The organism is Streptomyces sp. ID05-26A (assembly GCF_033794685.1).
In the GTDB taxonomy this organism is placed as follows: domain Bacteria; phylum Actinomycetota; class Actinomycetes; order Mycobacteriales; family Pseudonocardiaceae; genus Lentzea.
Window position 1 is genome coordinate 3,066,031 of the sequence record NZ_JARAYZ010000001.1, and the last position, 23,013, is coordinate 3,089,043.

A 23,013-nucleotide genomic window follows, 5' to 3' on the forward strand; every position below is an offset into this window, starting at 1 on the left:
ACCACTGGCAGAAGGGCACCACTCATGGAGCGTGACGTCGACCTCCTCGTCGTGGGAGCTGGTCCCACGGGGTTGTTCGCCGCTTATTACGCAGGCTTCCGGGAAATGAACGTCGCCGTCGTCGACGCCCTGCCAGAACCGGGCGGCCAGGTCACGGCGATGTATCCGGAGAAGATGATTTTCGACGTGGCCGGGTTCCCCGCCGTGCGGGGACGCGACCTCGTCAACGGACTGGTGGAGCAGGCAGCGCAGTTCAAGCCCACCTACCTGCTCGGTCGTCAGGCACGCACCTGTGAGTCCATTGAGGACGGTCTGCGGGTCGGGCTGGCGGACGGTTCCACGATCAACACGAAGGCCGTGCTGATCACGGCCGGCATGGGCGAGTTCAACCCGCGTCCGCTGCCCGCGGGTGACGGCTGGCTGGGCCGTGGCATGGTCCACTTCGTGCCGGTGCTGGCCGAACACGCCGGGCAGCACGTGGTGATCGTGGGCGGTGGCGACTCGGCGTTCGACTGGGCGCTGGCGCTGCACCCGATCGCGGCGAGCGTGAAGATCGTGCACCGCAGGGCCAACTTCCGCGCGCACGCGGCGACCGTGCGGCAGGTGCGCGAGCTGGGTGTCGAGATCATCACCGACGCCGAGGTGCTGGCGTTGCGCGGCGCACCACTGTCCGAAGTGGACGTGAAGGTCAAGGGCGGTGACGCGCGGACGTTGCCCGCGCAGACCGTCGTGGCCGCGCTCGGGTTCACGGCCGACCTCGGGCCGATCGAGTCGTGGGGGCTCGAGCTCGACCACCGCGCGGTGCTCGTCGACACCACGATGAAGACCAAGCTGGACAGGGTCTACGCGGCGGGCGACGTCGCGCAGTACCCCGGCAAGGTCAAGCTGATCGCCACCGGGTTCGGGGAGGCGGCGACCGCGGTCAACAACATCGCGGTGGCGCTCAACCCGTCGGCGCACCTGTTCCCAGGGCATTCCAGCGACGGCACCTGACGCGCGTGCCGGGGGCTGTCAGTTCCCCGGCAGCGGCGCCGGGTCGTGCTTCGCGAGGTGCTGGAAGATGATCGACGTGCGGAAGCCGACGATCTCCTTGCGGTGACTCAGCCCGTCGACCAGGAACGCGTGCAGGCGGTCGTTGTCCTGCGCGCTCACGTGGATGACGAAGTCGTCGTTGCCCGCCATCACGAACACCGCCGTCACCTCCGGCAGGCCGTGGGCGTACGCCTTGAAGGCGTCGATCACGGCGCGGCTCAGCGGGCGGACCTGCACCGACACCAACGCCTGCACGCCCCGGTTCAGCGCGGCCGGGGCGATGTCGGCGTGGTAGCCGCGGATCACGCCCCGTTCGCGCAGCAGGCGGGTGCGTTCCAGGCACGTGGACGGCGCTACGCCCACCTTGCGGGCTATGTCGCGGTTCGACTGCCGGGCATCGAGCTGCAGTTCGCGCACGATCGCCGAATCAAGTTCATCCATCTCGTTCCTCACGCCGTTCTGCCGAACAACGTTCGGCGAAGCGTCCCTGCACCTGTCATCCACCCTAACTTCGTGGTCGAGGCTTGACCGAAGTTCGGGAGGAAACGCAGATGTGGGAACACGAACAGCTCGTCGTCCGCACGGGGAAGCGGTCGGGGATGACCACGATGGTCGCCCTGCACTCGACCGAGGCGGGGCCGGCGGTCGGTGGCTGCCGGATGAAGCCGTACGCGCGGATCACCGAGGCCGTCACGGACGTGTTGCGGCTGTCCAAGGCGATGACGCTGAAGTGTGAGGCTGCCGGTATTCCGCACGGTGGAGCCAAGAGCGTGATCGTGGTCGACCGCGAGCTCACCCCGGAACTGCGGCGCGCCGTGCTGCTCGACCACGCCGACCTGATCAACGAGTTCTGCGGTGCCTACCGCGCCGGGCCGGACGTCGGCACGGGGCCGGACGACATGCTGGTGTTCAAGGAAGTCACGCCGTACGCCTACTGCCTGCCCGAGGAGCACGGCGGCACCGGGTCGTCGAGCGGGCCCACGGCGCGCGGTGTGCTGGCCGCGTTGAGGGCGGCCGCCCGGCACACGTTCGGAACGCCGGACCTCGCCGGCCGGAAGGTGGTGATCAGCGGGTTCGGGTCGGTGGGGGAGCTGATCGCGAAGGGGCTCGGCGGTGCGGACGTCGTGGTGTCCGATGTGGACGAAAGCAGGCGGACGGGGGAGTTCGGCTGGGTGCGTCCGGACGAGGCGTACCGGGTCGAGGCGGACGTGCTCGTGCCCGCGGCGGTGGGTGGGGTGCTGAGTCCGGAGACCGTGCGGAGCCTCGGTGCCCGGCTCGTCGTGGGGCCCGCCAACAACCAGCTCACCGACGACGGGGTGGCCGCGTTGCTGGCGGAACGCGGCATCGTGTGGGTGCCCGATCACGTCGCCAGTGCCGGCGGGGTGATCTACACGCTGGCCAGGGAGGACGACGGGGTGGACCACGAAACCGCGCTGACCAGGGTCGACGGTATCGAGAAGACGGTCGAGCGGCTCCTGCGAGCGCGTCGGTGAGAGGGCGGCGGGACTCGAACGGCTCACGGGCCGGTCGCCGAACGGTCCCGCCGCGCGCGTCTCGGTGACGGGACGCGATGATGGGTGCCGGTGGGCGGTGATCGGCTGAGGAGAGTGGCATGACCCGGTGGAAGCTGGTCGCGGTGATGGCCGCGGTCACCGCACTCGGGGGGTGCTCCTCCGGCGGGACCTGGGCCGTGAAGCTCACGCCGACCGGGTTGCCGCAGTTCGTGGACGCCGGGTGCGGCGGGTCGGGCATCACGAACGCGTGGGTGCAGGCCGATGGCGAGGAGATCTGGCGGATCGGGTTCGCGCGGCCGGCCGAGGTCCGTGAGCTCGCCGTCAACCAGAAGCTCGAGGGCGCCGAGGAGAAGGTCGCCTGGCGGCAGCCGAAGGGTGATCAGCGACTCCGGCTGTCCGTGCAGCGGGACGACGGCAGCACGCCGGTCGTGGAGTTCACGCTCGACGGCCTGAAGGACGGCAAGGTCAAGTTCGAGGACGACTACCTCGGCGCGGACGACTTCGCGAAGAAGCGCGAGCAGTGCTGATGGCCTGACCAGTGCCACCGGTCAGGCCATCACAACCGTGAGGGTCACGGCAGGACCTGCACCTGCTCGCCGACCATCAGGTTGTCGTAGAACACGAGCGACGCATCCATGGACATCCGGATGCACCCGTGCGACTGGACGGCAGTGTCACCCTGGTGGAACGCGATGCCGTCGGTGGTGAAGTACACCGCGTTCGGCATCGGGCCGTTGTAGGGGACGCTCCAGTCGTTCTTCACCTTGCGCAGCACCGAGAACGTGCCCACCGGGGTCTCGTATCCCGGCTTGCCGTGGCTGATGGTCACCGGTCCGTAACTGGTGTTGCCGTTGAAGACCAGCCACGCCTGGTTCGAATGCTTCTCCAGGCACGCTCCGTTGTAGACGGTGCATCCCGCCTGAGCCTGTGCGGGAACAGCGAAGCCGAGGATCAGGAGCACCGTCGCGATCAGAACTCGCATCTCTCATCACCCCTCTGTAGTGGAGTTGCCACTATGGGGTGACTTCAATCATCTTTTTATGGAAGTACCTGAACGCGCTCGCCGGGGAAGAGGTTGTTGAAGAACACCTCGGAGTCGTTCCAGGAGAGCCGGACGCAGCCGTGGGACTGGGAGTTCAGGTCGCCCTGGTGGAACGCGATGCCGTCGGTGGTGAAGTAGACCGAGTTGGGCATTGGGCCGTTGTAGGGGACGCTCCAGTCGTTCTTCACCTTGCGCAGCACGGGGAAGTTGCCGACGGGCGTGCCGAAGCCGGGCTTGCCGTGGCTGATGCGGACCGGGCCGTAGCTCGTCACGCCGTTGGTGACGAGCCACGCCAGGTTCGTGTGCTTCTGGACGCACGCTCCGTTGTGGACGGAGCAGCCGGAGGCTTGTGCGGGTGCCGCGAAACTAAGCAGCAGCAAGGCCGTTACGGCCAGGGTTCTCATGGTTGATGATCATGAGACCACCTGGACGGTGTCGCCAATCGAGAGGTTGTTGAAGTAGTACCGGGCCGACGGCGGGTCGAGGTGGATGCAGCCGTGGGACGGATCGGTCAGCGAGCCCTCGTGGAACGCGATGCCGCTCTCGGTGAAGTACGTCGACCACGGCATCGGCGCGTTGTACGGCCGGCTCCACTCGTCCTTCACCTTGCGCAGCACCGGGAAGTTGCCCAGCGGCGTCTCGAAGCCGCGGCGTCCGTGCGTGATCGGCGTCGGGCCGTAGACGATCTTGTCGCCCCGGACGACCCAGGTCTGGTTCGTGGAGAGCTGGATGCACGCGCCGTCGCTGATGGTGCACGGTGTCGGCTTCACGACGGGCGGAGGCGGCGGCGGGGGAGGAGCTTCCGAAGACGGGGGCGCGGAAGGCGGCGCTTCCGACGACGGCGCTCCTGACGACGGTGCCGAAGACGACGGTGCCGAAGACGAATGTGGTGGCGCCGCTGGAGTCTCGGCCTGCACGGCCCCCTGCGCGCACCCCGCCACCGACATCAACGCGACCGCCACGAGCAGCATCCTCATCGCGCACCCCCTGGTTGTTCCATCCCTTGCCGAAGTAGACGGCGGGAGGAGTGCCCAGGTTGCAACGGCGAGGGCCCGCCTCCCATAACGAATGGGAGACGGGCCCTCGGAATGCGTTTACCGGATTACAGGCCGCCCACGTTCGTGTTGACCCAGGAGCGGTAGTACGAGACGTCCACGTAGATCGACGGAGCCACGGCGCAGTTCGCGCCGCCACCGGAGCGGCTCGTGGCACCGATCAGCTCCCAGCGGCCACCCACCGACTTCACCTGCGGGCCGCCCGAGTCGCCGTAGCAGGCGCCCTTGTTGCCACCGGTGTTGTTGGTGCAGATCTCCGACACACCGCTGATGCCGGAGCACCGGCTGTCAGCGACGATCGAGGTGTTGAGCTCCTGCAGGGTCACGGGAGCACCACAGGCGCCGCGGACCGGGCAGGTCTGGCCCCAGCCGATGATGCGGGTCGCCGTGCCGACCGGGCCGGACGCCGTCGGGATGGTGATCGGCGCCTGGCTGACCGAGGTGTTGAGCTGCACGACCGCCAGGTCGGCGGACGGGTGCAGGATGATGCGCGAGGCACCGGTCGTGGTGCCGCCGCTGGTGCGGTTCGTCGTGCCGATCCGGGTGCGGATCGACGACGCCGAGGAGCCCTGGACGCAGTGCTTCGCCGTCACGACCCAGTTGGCCTTGACCAGCGACGCGCCACAGAAGTGGCTGCCAGAGGTGCTCTGCAGGGACACCATGAAGGGGTAGACCTGCGAGGCGTTGGTTCCACCGACGATCATCGGCGAGACGTCGCCGTCAGCGGTGGGAGCCGGAGCCGCGGAAGCCGCGGTGACCGTGGCGAGCAGGGCGCCCGCGGCCACGACGACTGCGGAGAACAACGAACGTGCCCTCATCGTTGAGTTCCTTTCCTGAACCCGGCGCAGGGTTGCCGGGGTCAGGAGGGAAGTTATGGACGAAGGTCACACTGTCACTAGGGTCACTCGTCTGGTTACCGAGCGTTCACAGTTCACAGTGAATGAGACATTTACGGCAGCGGCTGCTGCGCGCCCTCGGGCAGGTCGAAGTCGACCGAGGAGTATTCGCGCAGCTTGTGCAGGCTGTGGAAGCCGTCGATCATCCGGACGGTGCCGGACTTGGACCGCATGACGATCGACTGCGTGGTGCAGCCGCCCGCCCGGTAGTGCACGCCGCGCAGAAGGTCTCCATCGGTCACACCGGTCGCGCAGAAGAAGACGTTGTCGCCCGACACGAGGTCGTTCGTGGTGAGCACGCGGGACAGGTCGTGGCCCGCGCCGATCGCCTTCTCGCGCTCCTCGTCGTCCTTGGGCCACAAGCGGCCCTGGATGGCGCCACCGACGCACTTGAGCGCCGCCGCCGCGATGATGCCCTCGGGGGTGCCGCCGATGCCCACCAGCATGTCCACGCCGGACGTGGGGCGCGCTGCCGCGATCGCACCGGCCACGTCGCCGTCGGAGATGAAGTGGATGCGGGCGCCGGCCTGACGGACCTCCTGCACGATCTGCTCGTGCCGGGGCCGGTCGAGGATGCACACGTTCACGTCGGACACGTCGCTGTGCTTGGCCTTCGCGACGCGGCGGATGTTCTCCACGAGCGGCGCGGTGATGTCGATGACGTCGGCCGCCTCCGGGCCCACGGCGAGCTTCTCCATGTAGAACACGGCGGACGGGTCGAACATCGCCCCGCGCTCGGCGACGGCCAGCACCGCCAGCGCGTTCGGCATGCCCTTGGCCATCAGCGTGGTGCCGTCGATCGGGTCGACCGCGACGTCGCAGTCCGGGCCCTCGCCGTTGCCGACTTCCTCACCGTTGAACAGCATGGGCGCCTCGTCCTTCTCGCCCTCGCCGATCACCACGACGCCTCTCATCGAGACGGTGTGGATGAGCTTGCGCATCGCGTCGACGGCCGCGCCGTCACCGCCGTTCTTGTCGCCGCGGCCCACCCACCGGCCCGCGGCCATCGCGGCCGCCTCGGTGACGCGCACGAGCTCCAATGCCAGGTTCCGGTCGGGGGCTTCGCGACGTCGTTCCGCGGGGGTGTTCACCATTGCGCGCCTCCATGCGACTACTCAGCGTGCCGGATTTTGTGATCGGCAACTGAATCCTTGCACGGGATCACGCCTCTGAAACGTCCTCCTCGACGACAGCCAGAGCTGCATCGATTCGCTCACGCGCACCGGCGAGATGCTGCTCACAAGTCTTGGCGAGCGCCTCACCGCGTTCCCACAACGCCAGGGAGTCCTCCAGCGACAGGCCGCCGGCCTCCAGCTTGCGGACCACGTCGACCAGTTCGTCGCGGGCGGCTTCGTAACCGATCGGAGTTTCTTGTCGGGTCATGTCCGAACTCACGCGGATTGGCTCCTCAGACGGCTCAGCACGGTCGCGACGGCCAGGTCGTACCCGACCAGCGCCTCCGCGAACTCCTCGCCGTCACCCTCTCGCACCGCTTCGTCGATGAGCGCCTCGGCCTCCGTGACACGCCGGTACTGGACCATGCCGCCAATCGCCGCGCGACCGGAAATCACGGTGGCCTCGCTCAGGTCGTGCAACGTCAGGATCAGCGTGCGGCGGCCCGTGGTGTCGCAGTCGCCCACCATCGCCGTCCAGCAGTCGGCCGCGGCGCGGTTCGCCGCCTCCGCCTTCGTCCGCAGGCCCGAGCCGCAGGAACCGGCCGCCTCCATGGTGAGGGGCAGGAACACGGCATCACGCATCATCGGTACCTCCCCCTTCCACGTTGGTGACAGTGGCCAGCACTGCTCCGTCAACGACGCGTACCCGCAGTTGTGTTCCGCTCGGCGCGTCCGCGACAGACCGCAGCACGCCGTCGGGACCGTCAGGTGTGACGAGTTGCACAACGGCGTATCCGCGCGCCAGCGTGGCGGCTGGTCCGAGGGTCGTCAAGCGGGCTTTCGTCCCCGAGAGGTGGACGTCTTCCCGATCGAGTCGTTGTGTGACCGCCCTGCGGCCCTGGTCGCGAAACCGCTTCACTTCCTCGGAACGACGCTCCAGCGGGCCGTACGGGTCCGAAATCACTGGTCGGGACCGCAGGGCGTCGAGCAGTTTCCGTTCCCGGTCGACCCAGCCGTGCAGCGCGCGCCGGCCGCGGTCGCGCATCTGGCGGACGCGTTCACTCTCTTCAGCGACATCCGGAACCACCCGTTTGCCAGCGTCGGTCGGCGTCGAACAACGCACGTCAGCGACGTGGTCGAGCAGTGGAGTGTCCGGTTCGTGGCCGATCGCCGACATCACCGGCGTGCGGCACGAGGACACCGCGCGGCACAGCGCCTCGTCGGAGAACGGCAGCAGGTCCTCCACGCTGCCGCCGCCGCGGGCGATGATGATCACGTCGCACTCGGGATCACGTTCCAAAGTGGACAGTGCGGTCATCACCTGGGTGACGGCGGTCGGGCCCTGCACGGCGACGTTGATGACGCGGAAGTGCGCGCCAGGCCAACGGTTTCGCGCGTTCGTGAGCACGTCGCGCTCCGCCGCCGACGCCCGGCCGGTGATGAGACCGATCTTGCCCGGCAGGAACGGCGGACGGCGCTTGCGGCGCGGGTCGAACAGGCCTTCCGCGTGCAGCAGCTTGCGCAGACGTTCCATCCGGGCCAGCAACTCGCCGATGCCGACGGCGCGGATGTCGTCCGCGCGCAGCGACAGCGTGCCCCGGTTCGGGTAGAAGCTGATCTTGCCGTGCGCGATGACCCTGCTGCCCTCGGTCAGCTGCAGCTCGCGGATCAGCGAGGCGTTGCAGGTGATCGACATCGACATGTCGACGCTCGGGTCGCGCAACGTCAGGAACGCCGTGGAACTGCGCGCGTTGAGCTGCGTGACCTGCCCCTCGACCCACACGTCGCCGAGCCGGTTGATCCAGTCGAGCAGCTTGCGGGCGACCGTCCGCACCGGCCACGGGCTCTCCGGCGAGGATTTCGCGTCAGTCACGACTGCGACTTCACCGTCGCGATCCGGCGGTTGAGCATGCCGACGAACTCGGGACGGGACTCGTGCGCCTTCTCGTAGCGCAACAGTTCCTCGAGCTGGTCGACGTCGAGGTTGCGCAGCCGGGCCCGCAGCTGCGCGATCGACAGTTCGTCGTAGGACGGCAGGAACTCGGGGACCTCGGCGATCGCCCGTTCCTCCTCTTCCCACGGGTCGTCGGCGGGAGTTTCCTGAGAAGTCGTGACGGTCGTCTCGTCCTCGTCGAAGGTCGCCCACTCCGGCTCCTCCTCGACGGGACGCAGTCCAGAGAGGACGTCGTCGCCCTTGATGGCGAGTTCGGTCACATGCTGCTGAACGCGCATGGACAACTGCATCGCCTCGCTGACCACCGTCAACGGGAGTCCGGCGAGCTGCTGCGGCAGCTTGCGGGCCTGTTCGAGGGCGGTCACCGCGAGTCCGGCCGCGATGCGGACACCCAATGGCAGTGGCTTCATGCCGCTAAGCCTGCCGCAACCGCGTCTGAAATGCCTAGGAACGGGACTGGGTACCCTGGAGGCATGCCCAAGCGAGTCCTGTTGGCGAAGCCGCGTGGTTACTGCGCGGGCGTTGATCGTGCCGTGGAGACGGTCGAGCTCGCCCTCGAGAAGTACGGCGCACCTGTCTACGTGCGCAAGGAGATCGTCCACAACAAGTACGTCGTGGAGACGCTGTCCGACCGCGGTGCCATCTTCGTCAACGAGACGGACGAGGTTCCTGAGGGCGCACTCGTCGTGTTCTCAGCGCACGGCGTGTCGCCCGCCGTGCACGCCGAGGCCGAGCAGCGCTCGTTGCGCACGATCGACGCCACCTGCCCGCTCGTGACGAAGGTCCACAAGGAAGCGGTGCGGTTCGCCAAGGAGGACTACGACATCCTCCTGATCGGCCACGAGGGGCACGAGGAGGTCGAGGGCACCGCCGGTGAGGCGCCCGACCACGTGCAGCTCGTCGACACCGCCGAGGACGCGGCCAAGGTCGAGGTGCGCGACCCGAACAAGGTGATCTGGCTGTCGCAGACGACGCTCTCGGTCGACGAGACCATGGTGCGCGTCCGTCAGCTCAAGGAACGCTTCCCCGACTTGCAGGACCCGCCGTCGGACGACATCTGCTACGCCACCTCTAACCGCCAGACCGCGGTGAAGACGATGGCGCCGTCGTGCGACCTGGTGCTCGTCGTGGGCTCGAAGAACTCCTCCAACTCGGTCCGGCTGGTCGAGGTCGCGCTGCAGCACGGCGCCAAGGCCTCGTACCTGATCGACTACGCCAAGGAGGTCGACCCGGCGTGGCTCGAGGGCGTCGAGACCGTCGGCGTCACGTCCGGCGCGTCCGTGCCGGACCTGCTGGTGATGGAGCTGCTGAAGTTCCTGGAGTCGCACGGCTACGGCGAGGTCGAGGAGATCACCACGGCGAACGAGCGCATCACGTTCTCGTTGCCGCGTGAGCTCCGCAAGGACCTCGTTCGCTAACCCAGCGAGGCCAAGGCTTTCTCGACGTCGAGCGGCCACACGAGCAGAGCGTCCGCGGCGGCTGACACCACCGCGCGGCCGTCAGGCATCCACGCGACGTGGGTGACGCTCTCCGCGTGGCCGCGCAGCGTTGCCCACTGCTGAAGTGAGTTCAGGTCCCAGACGACGACGGTCTTGTCGTTGCCGCCGCTCGCGAGCCTGGACGAGTCAGGGCTGAACGCCACCCCGCTGATCGTGCCCGTGTGGCCTCGCAGCTCGCCTTTCTTCTTCCACGTCGTGGTGTCCCACAACAAGATCAGGCCGTCGTCGCCCGCGGTGGCGAGCGTTCGTCGGTCCGGTGACATCGCGAGGGCGCGCACCGGACCGTCGTGCACCGCGCCGAAGGTGAAGTCCTTGCCGGTGTCGAGGTCCCAGACGACCACGAGCCCCCAGTCGGTCCCGAGCACGAGCTCCCGGTCGTTCCTGCCGGACGTGGCCGCGGTCGGTGTGCCGCTGGTGCGGGTGTCGATGACCTTCGGGCTGTTCGCCCAGACCGTCGCCGTCCGGTCACCGCCGGCGGAGATCAGCCGGTTGTCGTCCGTGAACACCAGCGCGGCCGGTGGCAGTTGCACGTCCCGGGTGACGTCGAGGTACCCGTCCGAGGTCCGCCGCACGGCCACGGGCTCGTCGGGCCCCGCGGTGGCGACCAGGGAGCGGTCCGGGCTGAAGCGCGCGACGGTGCGGCCGGACGCTCCTGTCTCGACGCGGCCGGTGCGGCGCAGAGCGATGTCGCGGCGTTCGATCACGCCCGCGTCGTCGAACGTGAGGATGCCGCCGTCCGGGGAGACCGCGAGCGCCCGCAACGGGTGCGCGGACGCGACCGGCACGGCGCTGCGGGGCAGCAGCCGCAGAGCCGACCCGTTGGACATCGCGAGCTTTCCGTCCGGGGTGAAGGCCATGTCCGTGATGGTGGTGTTGACCCGGATCGGCGGCAGCGCGGTGCCGTGCACGGCGTCCCACAACCTGACCTCGTTGTCCTCGCTCCCCGCGCTGGCGAGCACCGTGCGGTCGGCGCTGGCGGCCATGACCGCCCAGCCCCTGCTGTTGGGCAACGTCTGCACCAGCGCGCCGGTCGCCGTGTTCCACAGCTTCACCTCGCCCTGGACGGTGCTCGTCGCGAGAAGACCGCCGTGCAGCAGCACCGCCGGACCGACGTCCGCGCCGAAGTCGAACCCTCCGACGCGTTGCCCGCTGGTGAGGCTCCACAGGAGCACGGAGGTCCTGTTCACCGCGGCGACGGTGTCGCCGACGACGTCGAACCGGGTCAGGTCGTCGCTGCCGGGCAGTTCGGCCCGCATCGTGCGGGTGGCCACGTCCCAGATCTGGCCGCCGGTCAGGACCGCGCGGCCGTCGTCCACGAACTTCACGGTCGCCCAGCCGTCCTCGCGCAGGACGACGGGCTCCGCGGTGGGGGAGGAGTGCAGGGTGACGCGGCCGGACTGGTCGGAGACGACGACGGCACCGTCCGCCGCGAAGTCCAGGTCGAGGATCTGGCGGCCGGGGAGCAGGACGCCGGCGGGCGCGAGCGTGGTGCCGTCGAACAGCGCCGCGCCGTTCAGGGTCGGCATCCCGATGATCCCGTTGCCGGTCTTCACGGACTGGCCGTGGACGGACCGCACGCCGCGCTGACGTTCGGCCGCGACGCTCAGGACCTGGCTGCGTGCCTCGGTGATCGGCGCGGTGCGGTACGCCTCGGCTGCTTTGCGGGCGGCTTCGTCCGGGTTGCTCTGCAGCAGCGCGGCCGAGAGCGCGGCGAGTTGCTGCGACTGCGTGAGGAGGCTCAGGCGTTCGACCTCGCGGCGCTGCTGGGTGGCGGTGACCGCGCTGACGCCCGCTACGAGCACGAGCGTGACGAGCACGGCCGCGGCAGCGCGCAGACGGCGGGTGCGGCGGCGGGTGAGGTGCCTCGACGCCGCCAGGAACGCGTCCTCGGTCGGGGTGAGGACGGCGTCGCTGCGGGCGACCCACTCGCAGGCCTCGGCGAGCCTGACGGTCTGGTAGAGCGCGCCGGAGTCCCGGTCGAGCTCCTCCCACAGCCGAGCCGCCTCGGTGAGCCTGCGGTGCGTCCTGAGGCCCTCGCGGTCCTCGTCCAGCCAGGCCGTCAGGCGTGGCCAGGCCCGGAACAACGCCTCGTGGGTGACCTCGACGGTGTCCTCGCCGACGGTGACGAGCCGGGCGTTGGCGAGGACGTCCAGCACCTCGTCGCCCATCACCTCACCGCGTGGGACGGGACGTTTCGTGCCGTCCGCGGCGAGCCTGAGCAGCAGTTGGCGGGCCAGCCGTTGCTGGTCCTCGGTGAGCAGGGCGTACGCGGTCTCCGCGCTCTGGGCCAGCGCGCCGTCGATGCCGCCGGCCGCCTCGTAGGCGGCGACGGTGAGGATGTTGCCGCGCTTGCGGTGCCAGGTCTCGACCAGGGCGTGGCTGACCAGCGGGAGAACGCCGCTGCGGCCGTTCGCCTCGGCGATCAGCGTGGTCAGCAGGGCACCCTCGACGGTGCAGCCGACCACGGCCGCGGGCTGGGTGATCGCCCGGCGCAGCTCGTCCGGGGTCATCGTGCCGATCAGGACCTGGGCGTCGGTCAGCGCCTCGGCCAGGGCGGCGTGCTGCGCGCAGTGGGGGTAGAAGTCGGACCGGACCGCGATGGCCACCTTGGTGTCGGCGCCGAGCAGTTGCTTCAGGAACGCCTCGCGCTGGACCGGGTCGTCGCAGAGGGTGAAGAGCTCTTCGAACTGGTCCACGATCAGCAGGTCGGGAGCGTGGGTCAGGGCCTGTGCGACGGACGCGTCCGGGTCGGTGCCGGGGGTGCAGCTGACCGGGTTGCGGAAGTGCTGGGCCAGACCGGCCTTGAGCAGCGACGACTTGCCCTCGCCGGACGCTCCGAAGACGGCGAGGAAGTCGTGCGTCTCAAGGCGGCTCTTCAGCACGTTGGTGAGCTTCTCGCGGCCGAAGAAACGGTCCGCGTCCTCTCTCGTGAACGCGCTCAGGCCCACGTACGGCGCAGGGCTGACCTTCGACAGCGCCCAGCTCTCGTCGACCTCCTGCCAGCGCCGCGTCCACGCCTGCTCGTCGCCGCCGCACGCCCGGACGTAGGCCAGCGTGACGTCGAGGCCGGGCACCTTGCGGCCGGCGGCGGCGTCGGACAGCGTCGTGACCGAGAAGTGCGCACGCCGGGCGAGCTCCCGGTAGGTCGGGGTGCCGGCGTCGGCGCGCAGGCAGCGCAGATCCCTGGCGAACCGCAGCAGCGGGCTGTCGCCCTCGTCCAGTGGACGTTCTCCCCTAGGCATCGAGCTCATGCTGGCAGAGTGCTGCCGCTTTCCCGGGGCGTTGTTCAGACCTCGTTGTTCGCGGTTCGGGGAGTGGCCGCGAACAACGGCCTAGTGGTGTGGCTCGGCACGTTGCCGGGGGAATTCGCGGTCAGACGGCCGCGAGGCGCCCTGCTGAGCGTGGATCACCTCGCCAACGTGCCGGGTCGCACCACTAGTCGCGGGGGCGTGGCTTGCGCTGACCTGCGGGGCGTTCGCCGCGGGCGCCGTCCGGACGTGGACGGCGGGCGGGCGTGCCCTCGGGACGCGGACGGCGTGCCGGGGTGCCCTCGGACCGTTCCGCGCGCTCCGGGCGGGAGCGGCGCGGACGCTCGTCCTCCTCGGGCTCCTCGCGGGGCCTGCGGACGGGCTTGGCGCGTTCCTTGATCTCCGCCTTGGCCTCGCGGACCTCGTCCTTGCTCGGCCGGTTCGGGTTCTTCTGCAGGAAGATCCGCAGAATGCCCAGCCCGACGGTGACGGCGGTGGTGATGGCCATGACCGGGAAGCTGTCGATGAGCGGCTTGCCCAGGCCCAGCGCCATGGCGGACAGGCCGCCCTTCGCGACGCCGCCGGTGAGCAGCACGAGCGTCGGCACCGTCGCGGCGAGGACCAGCGGCGGCTGCACCATCGGCCCGAACAGGCTGCGGCGCTGCACCAGCAGGATCGCGGCCAGCGCGCCGATGAAGAACGCGACGTTGAACGTCCAGCCGACGGTCTTGCTGGAGTTGATGTCGATGAACGCGCCGATGAACGCCGGGACCAGGGCCGCCAGGATGGCCGCCCACCACGGGATTCCCTTGAACTCACCGAAGATGGCCCGGTAGTTCCAAGGGACCACGTCGTAGTCCTCGACGTCGTCATCGAAAGCGGCTGAACGCTCGCGCAACGCACTCACGACGCACACGGTAGCCGTTCGGCCAATCGGTGTTCGTCAGTCCGCTGCTTTCTCACCCAGAAGCAACCTGCGGGCACACTGCGTGCGTTTTAAGCGGACTGTTCGTCCGCCCTTCGGACGAGCGGGAGGGGCGTAGGAGTGGCGGAGGCGTCCGTCAGCGGTTCCACGCTCGCCCGGAATCCCTCCAGCGCGTCGAGTTCCCGGCGCCGGGCCGAGAGGAACCGCTGGAGGTGGGTCGTGGAGAGGTTCACGGCCTCGATGGCGGTGTCGGCGGCCCGGTTCGCGCGGCCCGCCTGCAGCCTGACCTGCTCCACGTCGTCGGCCAGCGCTCGTTCGGTGACCGCGAACATCGCGCTCGACGCGATCACGGCGAACCCCGTCGGGCCGCACAGGAAGACGCGGCGGTCGAGCAGCCAGCGCAGCAGTTCGGGATCGGTGTCGAGCGCCGCGACGACCGCGCCGTCGTTGGGGACGAACATGATCGTGCCGTAGATGGCGTCGGCCCAGCGCTGGTAGCCCTTGCCGGCCAGTTCGGCGGCGCGGGAGCGGATGTTGCGGACGTGCACCCGCAGCGCGTCCCGGCGTTCCTGCGGGTCGTCGGTCTCGACCGCCTCGGCCCACGTGGCCATGGACATCTTCGAGTCGACCGGGACCGCGCGGCCGCCGCCGACGTTCAGCACCATGTCGGGTCGCACGGCACCGCCGCCTGCCACGTCCGTCTGGAGCGTGTAGTGGAGGTTTTCCCTCAGGCCGAGTGCGCGCGCCGTCTCGACGAGCACCTGCTCGCCCAGTTCGCCGCGGCCGCTGACGCTGGAGAACGCGACTTCGTAGCGTTGCAGGGCTTGCTGCTGCGCGTCGTAGCGCGCGCGTTCGGAACCGATGGCCTGGAGAGCTTCGTCGGTGCGCCGGACGCTGTCCTGGTACAGGCGGTAGACGAACACCAGCGCCCCGGCACAGACGAGGGCCAGGACGAGCGAGGCGGTGATGATCACTGCGGTCACGGCACCGATGATGCTCCCTCAGAGATGTTGAACTCGATCGGGTGACACGCCGGGAACCCTCCCGGAGATTTGTCAGACCCCGTCTCTACGGTTGGGGCCATGCGGATCCTGCACACCTCCGACTGGCACGTGGGGCGCACCTTCCACGGCCGCGACCTGCTCGTGGAGCAGGAGTCGGTGCTGGGCGGCCTCGCTGACCTGGTGTCTTCCGAGAAGGTCGACGTCGTGCTCATCTCGGGGGACCTGTACGACCGCGCGGTGCCGTCCGCCGACGCGGTGGCGTTGTGCGCGCGGGTGCTGATGCGCATTCGCGCCGCCGGGGCGCGGATCGTGATCACGCCGGGCAACCACGACTCGGCGGCGCGGATCGGGGTGTTCGGGGAGTTCGCGGCGGCGGGCGGGCTGTACCTGCGCACGCAGATCTCGTTGCTGGACAAGCCGGTCGAGCTGGAGGACGAGCACGGGCCCGTCGCGGTGTACGGGATCCCGTTCCTCGAGCCGGAGCCCGCGCGGCACGTGCTCGGGGTGCCGGAGAAGGGGCACGCTCCCGTTCTGGGCGAGGCGATGCGGCGGATTCGCGCCGACCTGGCATCGCGCGAGGCGCGGTCCGTGGTGCTGGCGCACGCCTTCGTGACGGGCGGGGCGCCGTCGGAGTCCGAGCGCACCATCGCGGTCGGCGGTGTGCAGGACGTGTCGATGCAGGTGTTCGCGGGCGTCGACTACGTGGCCCTCGGGCACCTGCACGGGCCGCAGACGCTGGCGGAGAACCTGCGGTACTCGGGTTCGCCGTTGGCGTACTCGTTCTCGGAGGCGCGGCACCGCAAGTCGGTGTGGCTGGTCGAGCTGGACTCCGGTGGTCTCGTCGGGGTGGAACGGCGTGACCTGCCGGTGCCGCGGCAGCTCGCGGTCGTCAGTGGCACCCTGGCCGAGGTGCTCGAGGACCCGGTGCACCAGCCGCTGGAAGACCACTTCCTGTCGGTCGTGCTGACGGACCAGGTGCGGCCGATGGACGCGTTGCGGCAGTTGCAGAAGCGGTTCGAGCACGCGGTCCACGTGGAGTGGCGGCCGGAGCAGGGCCCGCAGCACGACATGACCTACGCCGAACGGCTGCGCGGCCGCACCGACGAGGAAGTGGCCTGCTGCTTCGTGTCGGACGCCCGCGGCTCCGAGCCCTCCCAGGCGGAGATGGCGTTGTTGCGCGAGGCGTTCGCGTCGGTGGCGAGGGAGCAGGAGCAATGAGACTGCACCGCCTGGAGCTCACGGCGTTCGGGCCCTACCCGAAGCCCGAGGTCGTCGACTTCGACGAGCTGGGGGCGGACGGGCTGTTCCTGCTGCACGGCGACACGGGCGCGGGCAAGACGACGTTGCTCGACGCGGTGGCGTTCGCGTTGTTCGGCCGGGTGCCGGGCGCGCGGGGCGACGTGAAGAAGCTGCGCTGCGAGTACGCCGATCCCGAGGTGCCGACGGAGGTGTCGCTGGAGCTCACGGTGCAGTCGCGGCGGTTCCGGATCGTGCGCTCGCCGGAGTTCGACCGTCCGAAGAAGCGCGGCGGCGGCTTCACCACGCAGCCCGCGAAGTGCTCGCTGACGTGGCTCGAGGGCTGGGACGGCGAGGGCATCACCCGCATCGACGACGTGGCGCGCGCGGTCGAGGACATGCTGGGCATGTCGTACGAGCAGTTCTTCCAGGTCGTGCTGCTGCCGCAGGGCGAGTTCGCGCGGTTCCTGCGCTCGGACACGGCGGAGCGCGAGGTGCTGCTGGAGAAGCTCTTCGGCACCGAGCGGTTCCTCGACGTGGAGAAGTGGTTCCGCGACAGGCGGGTCGTGGCCGGCCGGGTGCTGGAGGAGCGCCGTCAGGGTGCCTCCGAACTGGTGCACCGCGTGGCCGAGGCCGCCGGCGAGGAGCCGTCGTTCGAGCCGGGCTGGCTCGAGTCCGTGCTGGAGCGGCTGTCGTCCGCCGTGACCGTCGCCGGGGCGTTGTCGGAGGAGACGGCGGGGGTGGCCGACGGCGCGGACGCGTTGCTGGCGCAGGCCCGCGTGCACGCCGAGCAGATCCGCCGGGTGCGCGAGGCCCGCGAGCTGCTGGCCCGCGTGGAGGCCGCGGACTCCGCGTCGTGGTTCGCCGAACGTGACGCCGCCCGCCGTGCGGTCCCGGTCGTGCCGGCGTTCAAGGAGATCGAAAAGCTCCAGGAGAGCTACAAGTTCGCCGTCCGCGACGAAGCCAGAGCGGCGGAGTCGTTGGAGCGCCTGGGGTACACGGGCTCCTCGTTGCGCGAGGACGCCGAACGCCTCCGCGAGGAGGCGGGCGGCCTGGGCGAGCTGGCCGCCGAGGCTGAGCGCCAGCAGGCCGAGGTGCGCCGCCTGTCGGTGCTGAAGAACTCCTCGTACCAGGTCGAACGGCGGCTGCTGGCGTTGAACGCCGAGCTGGAGGTGCTCCCGGAACGCGTGGCCCAGTGCCGGCTTCAGCTGGACGCGGCGGTGGAGGCCTCGGTCCGGCTGGAGTCCCTGAAGTCCCGCGCCGACGCCGCGCTGGCCCTCCCGGACGCCGCGGATGCGTTGGAGCGCACCAAGAAGGCCGTGCACGAGGCCATCGACGTCCACCAGAAGGCCAAGGACGTCCTCCAGCAGGTCCGCCACCAGCGCCTGGAGAACATGGCGATCGAGCTCGCCGCCGCTTTGAAACGCGGCAAACCCTGCGCCGTCTGCGGATCCCCGTCGCATCCCGCGCCCGCCCAGCCGATGCTCGGCGGGGTGGGCGCGACCGACGAGGAGGACGCCGCCGCCGAAGAGCAGACGGCGCTGGGCCGTCGCACCGAGGCCGAGCGCGCCGCCCACGCCGCCGAGCTGCGCATCCAGGCCTGCTGGGAGGCCTTGGGCTCCGAGGAGCCCGCCGCCGCCATCGCCGAGTACCGCGCCGTGCTGGAGCTGGCGCGCACCCGGTCGCAGCGGCAGAACGAGTTCGTCGGCCTCGAAGCCAAGACCCGGGAACTGGGCGCGGAGAAGGCCCAGGTGGAACAGGACCTGGTCGGCCTGCGCACCGAGCACACGTCGCTGGAGGGCATCGTCGAGGAGCGCGGCGCCCGCCTGGACAAGGCCCGCGGTGAGCACGACGACGTCCTGACCCGCCGCGACCACCTGCTGAGGCTCGCGAAGGCGTTGGTGGAACTGGCGGATCGCCGTTCCGCGCGGGAAGCGGCGGCGGCGCGCGTCGAGGAGCAGCAGGCCCTGGTCGCGGGTTTCGCCGCCGAGGCGGGCTTCGCCGACGTCGACGCCGCGCTGGCCGCTGCTCGCCCGGCCATCAAGGTGCAGGCGCTGGACGACAAGATCGCAGCCTGGGAGCGCGCCCGAGCCTCGGCGTCGGCGACGCTGGAGGAGCTGGCCGAGGTCGATCCGGACTCCGGCGTGGACCTGGGCGAGGTGACGGCCGCCGCGTCGTCGGCTCGTGCCGCCGCATCGTCCGCGGCGACCGGGCTCGCCCGTGCCCAGGCCGCGTTCGACCGGGTCGGTCAGCTGGCGGCCCGGTTGCGAGCCGAGTGGAAGTCGCTGGAGCCGCTGGAAGCCACCTACGCCGAACTGGACGCGTTGACCGACGTGATCAACGGGCGCGGGCAGAACTCGAAGAAGATGACGCTGCGCTCGTACGTGCTGGCGGCCCGGCTGGAGGAGGTCGCGGTCGCCGCCTCGGCCCGGCTGCACCGGATGAGCCAGGGGCGCTACAGCTTCGTGCACTCCGACTCGGCCGGCGCGCGCGGCACCCGCGGCGGGTTGAACCTCGACGTCCTGGACGACTACTCGGGGCGGGCCCGGCCGGCCAAGACGTTGTCGGGCGGCGAGTCGTTCCTCGCCTCGCTGTCGCTCGCCCTCGGGCTGGCCGACGTCGTCGCCAACGAGACCGGCGGGGCGTTGCTGGACACCCTGTTCGTCGACGAGGGGTTCGGGACGCTGGACTCGGACACGCTGGACATCGTCATGAACACGCTGGACGAGTTGCGGGCCGGTGGGCGCGTCGTGGGGCTGGTGTCGCACGTCGAGGAGCTGCGGCAGCGGATCCCGACCCGGTTGCGGGTCCGCAAGGCGCGAACGGGGTCGACGCTGGAGATGTCGCTGGGGTGAGTTGGCTCCAGGGCATGTGTGGAAGTCCGGTCCGCGGCAGCCGGGCCGGACTTCCACACATGCCCTAGCCTCGGTCCGTGTTGTCCCACGTGGAAGTCACCGCGCGCGTCACCGTCACCCCGGCCGCCCACTTCGGCTGGGCCAACAAGGTCGAGTACTCGCACGACTGCTTCGTGTGCCGCCGGACGGGCCGCACCGTCACCCTGCACCACGGCGAGGCGCACGGCCTGTGCCACTCCTCCCAGAGCCCGCTGGAGTGGCAGGACGAGGGGGAGGCGGTGGGCAGCCACCCGGCGCCGATCCGCATCACGGGCTTCGACGCAGCCGGCTCCGGAGCCACCCGCACGCTGCGGTGCAGGCTGTCGTTCTGGTGGTCGCCGTTCACCGACCTCCAGCGCCCGCAGGCGCAGGGCGGTGAGCTGGGGGCCGGTCCCTGGGTCCGGCTGCACTACCGCGTCGGCTGCCACACCTGCCGTGACGCGGGCGAGGACGCCTGGTTCAACGGGGAGCAGTCCCTGCAGACGAACGCCGTGCTGCCGGTCTCCAGGCCGTGCCGGAAGTGCGGCACGGACCTGGTGACGATGACCGGCCCGCCGGAGATCACCCTCGTCGGTTAGTTCTCGTGGGCCAGCAGCCAGCGCTTGACGTCGAGGCCCCAGCGGAAGCCGCCCATGTCGCCGCCGATCCGGATGACCCGGTGGCAGGGCACGAAGAGCGCCGCGGAGTTGCGGGCGCAGGCCGAGGCCGCCGCCCGGATCGCCGCCGGGCGGCCGGAGAGTTCGGCGTACTCGGAGTAGGTGACCGGTTCGCCCGCCTTGACCGTGCGCAGGACGTCCCACGCGTGCTGCAGGAACGGGCCGGACTTCTGGCGGACGGGGATCGAGTCGATCGCGGTCAGGTCGCCCTCGTGGTAGGCGGTGGTCGCCTTGGTGACGTCGCCCAGGTCCGGGCGCGGGACGATCTCGGACGGCATCAGCGAGGTGTGGATCTGGGGCGTCAGCAGCGCCAGGTCGGCGGTCCAGCCGCTGGCGAGCACTGCTCCGTCCGGCGCGACGATCGCGGTGAACGGCCCCGCCGGGGTGTCCACAGTGGACGTGTGCGCGACGGTCATGATGTTGCTGCCTTCCTCGTCAGGTGTGCTCCTGCGTAGGAGCGCCACGGCCGCCATTGCGGGCCGTGGGAAGCCAGGTGCCTGGCGGCTTTCGGGAGCACCAGCACGTCCGGTGCGCCCAGTACCCGCATGGCCACCTCGTCGGCCACCGCTGGGCCGGCCAGGGGGGTCAGTTCCTCGGTAAGGTCCTCGATCGAGCGGCCCACGTCCACGACGAGTCCGCCGCTCGCCAGGGCGTCGGTGACGGGGTGCTCCCCCGCGGAGTAGAGGTGGGTCAGGGCGCCGTCCGGGATCTGCAGCGGGACGCCGGTGAACGGGGCGACGAGCCGCAGCAGGGTCTCGGCGCCGTCGACGCTGCCCGCCACGCGGATGCCGGGCACCTCGCGGACCAGCGGTCCGATGAGCGGGTCCGCGCCGAGGAACGAGTCGACGGCCGCCGGGTCGGCGTCGAGGTCGAGGAGGCGGCGGACGCGGGCCACGGCCGCGCCCAGGTCCCGCACGTCGGCGAGGCGCAACGAGCACAGGACGTGGTCTGCCGGGAACGTCAGCCGGACCGTCGCCTCGCCGTGCGGGAGCGACAGCGTGCGGGCGTAGGAGTCGGCGGTGACCTCCTCGACGCCGGGCAGCGCGTGCGCCCGGAAGTGGGTGAGCAGGCCCGTGGCGTCGAACGGCGGGCGGTACGGCAGGCGCAGGACGATGCGGCCCGGCGTGCCGACCGGTGCCTTGCCGCGGCCGCGCATGTCGGACGGCGTCGAGGCGAACACCATGCGGATCGTGTCGTTGAACTGCCGCACCGACGCGAAGCCCGCGGCGAACGCGATGTCGGCGAACGGCAGTTCGGTCGTCTCGATCAGCAGCCGGGCGGCGTGGGCGCGGTGGGCGCGGGCCAGGGCCAGTGGGCCCGCGCCCAGTTCGGCGGTCAGCACGCGCGTGAGGTGGCGTTCCGAGTAGCCGAGCTTGGCCGCGAGGCCCGTCACGCCGTCGCGTTCCACGATCCCGTCGCTGATCAGGCGCATCGCCCGCCCGGCCAGGTCCGCGCGGAGGTTCCACTCGGGGGAGCCCGGCACGGCGTCCGGCAGGCAACGGCGGCAGGCGCGGAAACCGGCGGACTGGGCGGCCGCGGCCGTCAGGAAGAACTGGCTGTTGCGGCGCTTCGGGGTCACCGCGGGGCACGACGGCCGGCAGTAGATGCCAGTCGTGCGGACCGCGTGGATGAAGCACCCGTCGAAACGGGCGTCACGTGCGGAGCACACCCGGTACGCGTGTTCTTCGTCAATGACCATGTCAACGATCCTGCCAGCGAGAACGCGCAATGGCTCGCGGGAATCGGACACGACCGTCGCCTGCCGTAGACTCGTCGCTCGTGAGTTTGACCCTCGGTATCGTCGGCCTGCCCAACGTCGGCAAGTCCACCCTGTTCAATGCGCTGACGCGCAACGACGTGCTCGCCGCGAACTACCCGTTCGCGACCATCGAGCCGAACGTGGGCGTCGTGCCGCTGCCGGACGCGCGCCTCACCAAGCTCGCCGAGATCTTCGGTTCCGAGCGCGAGGTGCCCGCCGTGGTGTCGTTCGTCGACATCGCCGGCATCGTCAAGGGCGCGTCGGAAGGCGAGGGCCTCGGCAACAAGTTCCTCGCGAACATCCGCGAAGCGAACGCGATCTGCCAGGTCATCCGCGTCTTCGACGACCCGGACGTCGTGCACGTCGACGGCCGCGTCGACCCGTCGAGCGACATCGAGACGATCAACACCGAGCTGATCCTCGCCGACCTGCAGACCCTCGAGAAGGCCATCCCGCGCATCGAGAAGGAGGCGCGGATGCAGAAGGACCGCCGCGCACCCCTCGAGAACGCCAAGAAGGCCAAGGACATCCTCGACTCGGGCCGCACGCTGTTCTCGGCGCAGTCCGAAGTGGACGGTGAACTCCTCCGCGAGCTCTCGCTGCTCACGACCAAGCCGTTCCTCTACGTCTTCAACGCCGACGAGGGCATCCTCAGCGACGAGGCGCGCGTGAAGGAACTGCGCGAGCTCGTCGCCCCGGCCGACGCCGTGTTCCTCGACGCCAAGGTCGAGTCGGAGCTGATCGAGCTCGAGGAGTCGGAAGCCCTGGAGCTGCTGGAGTCGATCGGCCAGACCGAGCCGGGCCTGCACGCCCTGGCCCGCGCCGGCTTCCACACCCTCGGCCTGCAGACGTACCTCACCGCGGGCCCGAAGGAGTCGCGCGCCTGGACGATCCCGCAGGGCGCCACCGCCCCGCAGGCCGCCGGCGTGATCCACACCGACTTCGAGCGCGGCTTCATCAAGGCCGAGGTCGTGTCGTTCGACGACCTGGTGGCCTCGGGGTCGAAGGCCGACGCGAAGGCGGCGGGCAAGGTCCGCATGGAGGGCAAGGACTACGTCATGTCCGACGGCGACGTGGTGGAGTTCCGCTTCAACGTCTGATCGGTTGCGGGCGCCGGGCTCTGCGAGTCCGGCGCCTGGCTTCTGAGAGCGTGACGCCGCGTGTCCCAGCCCGCGCACCTAGAC

General features: G+C 70.1%; 23 protein-coding genes. 8 read left to right on the plus strand and 15 right to left on the minus strand.

Annotation, left to right across the window (positions count from 1 at the left end):
- Nucleotides 1-24 precede the first annotated feature (24 nt).
- Nucleotides 25-993 carry an NAD(P)/FAD-dependent oxidoreductase gene (locus PV646_RS15250; protein WP_500342075.1) on the plus strand — a complete coding sequence of 323 codons (969 nt, stop codon included), beginning with the start codon at nucleotides 25-27 and terminating at the stop codon, nucleotides 991-993.
- 18 nt (nucleotides 994-1,011) lie between these two features.
- On the opposite strand, the gene PV646_RS15255 is transcribed toward PV646_RS15250, so the two are convergent.
- Entirely contained in the window at nucleotides 1,012-1,473 is a 462-nt protein-coding gene (locus PV646_RS15255; RefSeq protein ID WP_500342076.1) for an Lrp/AsnC family transcriptional regulator, read from the minus strand.
- 110 nt (nucleotides 1,474-1,583) lie between these two features.
- Between PV646_RS15255 and PV646_RS15260 the strand changes: the two genes are divergently transcribed.
- A complete protein-coding gene (locus PV646_RS15260) occupies nucleotides 1,584-2,525 on the plus strand; it encodes a Glu/Leu/Phe/Val dehydrogenase dimerization domain-containing protein (protein WP_500342078.1) in 942 nt (313 codons plus the stop codon).
- A 119-nt stretch (nucleotides 2,526-2,644) separates the two neighbouring features.
- Nucleotides 2,645-3,073 (plus strand): hypothetical protein, encoded by a 429-nt coding sequence (locus PV646_RS15265; RefSeq protein ID WP_500342080.1) that lies wholly within the window; start codon nucleotides 2,645-2,647, stop codon nucleotides 3,071-3,073.
- A gap of 44 nt (nucleotides 3,074-3,117) precedes the next feature.
- On the opposite strand, the gene PV646_RS15270 is transcribed toward PV646_RS15265, so the two are convergent.
- From PV646_RS15270 to PV646_RS15310, 9 genes are all read right to left on the minus strand, one after another.
- Entirely contained in the window at nucleotides 3,118-3,528 is a 411-nt protein-coding gene (locus PV646_RS15270; RefSeq protein ID WP_500342082.1) for a L,D-transpeptidase, read from the minus strand.
- 56 nt (nucleotides 3,529-3,584) lie between these two features.
- Nucleotides 3,585-3,992, minus strand: a complete 408-nt coding sequence (locus PV646_RS15275; protein ID WP_500342083.1) for a L,D-transpeptidase — start codon at nucleotides 3,990-3,992, stop codon at nucleotides 3,585-3,587.
- A 9-nt stretch (nucleotides 3,993-4,001) separates the two neighbouring features.
- Complete coding sequence (locus PV646_RS15280) at nucleotides 4,002-4,358, minus strand: L,D-transpeptidase (protein ID WP_189158321.1); 357 nt, start codon at nucleotides 4,356-4,358, stop codon at nucleotides 4,002-4,004.
- 332 nt (nucleotides 4,359-4,690) lie between these two features.
- Nucleotides 4,691-5,461: a S1 family peptidase gene (locus PV646_RS15285; RefSeq protein ID WP_500342084.1), complete on the minus strand. Its 771-nt coding sequence runs from the start codon at nucleotides 5,459-5,461 to the stop codon at nucleotides 4,691-4,693.
- A 131-nt stretch (nucleotides 5,462-5,592) separates the two neighbouring features.
- Nucleotides 5,593-6,633, minus strand: a complete 1,041-nt coding sequence (gene glpX / locus PV646_RS15290; RefSeq protein WP_500342086.1) for a class II fructose-bisphosphatase — start codon at nucleotides 6,631-6,633, stop codon at nucleotides 5,593-5,595.
- Between the two features lie 67 nt (nucleotides 6,634-6,700).
- Nucleotides 6,701-6,922, minus strand: a complete 222-nt coding sequence (locus tag PV646_RS15295) for an exodeoxyribonuclease VII small subunit (RefSeq protein ID WP_500342408.1) — start codon at nucleotides 6,920-6,922, stop codon at nucleotides 6,701-6,703.
- 8 nt (nucleotides 6,923-6,930) lie between these two features.
- Nucleotides 6,931-7,299: a sugar ABC transporter substrate-binding protein gene (locus tag PV646_RS15300; RefSeq protein WP_229693889.1), complete on the minus strand. Its 369-nt coding sequence runs from the start codon at nucleotides 7,297-7,299 to the stop codon at nucleotides 6,931-6,933.
- The gene (gene xseA, locus PV646_RS15305; protein WP_500342087.1) at nucleotides 7,289-8,527 is read right to left on the minus strand and encodes an exodeoxyribonuclease VII large subunit; all 1,239 of its coding nucleotides are present in this window, start codon (nucleotides 8,525-8,527) and stop codon (nucleotides 7,289-7,291) included. Before xseA ends, PV646_RS15300 begins: the two co-directional genes overlap by 11 nt.
- The gene (locus PV646_RS15310) at nucleotides 8,524-9,018 is read right to left on the minus strand and encodes a lipid droplet-associated protein (RefSeq protein WP_500342089.1); all 495 of its coding nucleotides are present in this window, start codon (nucleotides 9,016-9,018) and stop codon (nucleotides 8,524-8,526) included. The genes xseA and PV646_RS15310 overlap by 4 nt, the downstream gene beginning before the upstream one ends.
- Nucleotides 9,019-9,081: 63 nt before the next feature.
- On the opposite strand from PV646_RS15310, the gene PV646_RS15315 reads away from it, so the two are divergent.
- Complete coding sequence (locus PV646_RS15315; protein ID WP_500342090.1) at nucleotides 9,082-10,026, plus strand: 4-hydroxy-3-methylbut-2-enyl diphosphate reductase; 945 nt, start codon at nucleotides 9,082-9,084, stop codon at nucleotides 10,024-10,026.
- On the opposite strand, the gene PV646_RS15320 is transcribed toward PV646_RS15315, so the two are convergent.
- The 3 genes from PV646_RS15320 to PV646_RS15330 form a co-directional block, all read right to left on the minus strand.
- Nucleotides 10,023-13,358 (minus strand): WD40 repeat domain-containing protein, encoded by a 3,336-nt coding sequence (locus PV646_RS15320; RefSeq protein ID WP_500342091.1) that lies wholly within the window; start codon nucleotides 13,356-13,358, stop codon nucleotides 10,023-10,025. The genes PV646_RS15315 and PV646_RS15320 overlap by 4 nt on opposite strands.
- Before the next feature lie 184 nt (nucleotides 13,359-13,542).
- Nucleotides 13,543-14,262: a DUF6542 domain-containing protein gene (locus PV646_RS15325; protein WP_500342092.1), complete on the minus strand. Its 720-nt coding sequence runs from the start codon at nucleotides 14,260-14,262 to the stop codon at nucleotides 13,543-13,545.
- An 89-nt stretch (nucleotides 14,263-14,351) separates the two neighbouring features.
- Nucleotides 14,352-15,263 carry a DNA recombination protein RmuC gene (locus PV646_RS15330; RefSeq protein ID WP_500342095.1) on the minus strand — a complete coding sequence of 304 codons (912 nt, stop codon included), beginning with the start codon at nucleotides 15,261-15,263 and terminating at the stop codon, nucleotides 14,352-14,354.
- 99 nt (nucleotides 15,264-15,362) lie between these two features.
- On the opposite strand from PV646_RS15330, the gene PV646_RS15335 reads away from it, so the two are divergent.
- The 3 genes from PV646_RS15335 (at nucleotide 15,363) to PV646_RS15345 (ending at nucleotide 19,992) form a co-directional block, all read left to right on the plus strand.
- Nucleotides 15,363-16,502 (plus strand): exonuclease SbcCD subunit D, encoded by a 1,140-nt coding sequence (locus tag PV646_RS15335; protein ID WP_500342098.1) that lies wholly within the window; start codon nucleotides 15,363-15,365, stop codon nucleotides 16,500-16,502.
- Nucleotides 16,499-19,375 (plus strand): AAA family ATPase, encoded by a 2,877-nt coding sequence (locus PV646_RS15340; RefSeq protein ID WP_500342100.1) that lies wholly within the window; start codon nucleotides 16,499-16,501, stop codon nucleotides 19,373-19,375. Before PV646_RS15335 ends, PV646_RS15340 begins: the two co-directional genes overlap by 4 nt.
- A 77-nt stretch (nucleotides 19,376-19,452) precedes the next feature.
- Nucleotides 19,453-19,992 (plus strand): hypothetical protein, encoded by a 540-nt coding sequence (locus PV646_RS15345; protein ID WP_500342102.1) that lies wholly within the window; start codon nucleotides 19,453-19,455, stop codon nucleotides 19,990-19,992.
- Here the strand turns inward: PV646_RS15345 and PV646_RS15350 are convergent.
- Both PV646_RS15350 and PV646_RS15355 read right to left on the minus strand, forming a co-directional pair.
- A complete protein-coding gene (locus PV646_RS15350; protein WP_500342105.1) occupies nucleotides 19,989-20,486 on the minus strand; it encodes a methylated-DNA--[protein]-cysteine S-methyltransferase in 498 nt (165 codons plus the stop codon). The two genes, PV646_RS15345 and PV646_RS15350, sit on opposite strands and share 4 nt — an antisense overlap.
- Entirely contained in the window at nucleotides 20,483-21,769 is a 1,287-nt protein-coding gene (locus tag PV646_RS15355; RefSeq protein WP_500342108.1) for an AlkA N-terminal domain-containing protein, read from the minus strand. The genes PV646_RS15350 and PV646_RS15355 overlap by 4 nt, the downstream gene beginning before the upstream one ends.
- Nucleotides 21,770-21,849: 80 nt before the next feature.
- Here PV646_RS15355 and ychF point away from each other — a divergent pair, with 80 nt between their 5' ends.
- Nucleotides 21,850-22,929, plus strand: coding sequence for a redox-regulated ATPase YchF (gene ychF / locus PV646_RS15360; RefSeq protein WP_500342109.1), 1,080 nt, complete (start codon nucleotides 21,850-21,852; stop codon nucleotides 22,927-22,929).
- Nucleotides 22,930-23,013 lie beyond the last annotated feature (84 nt).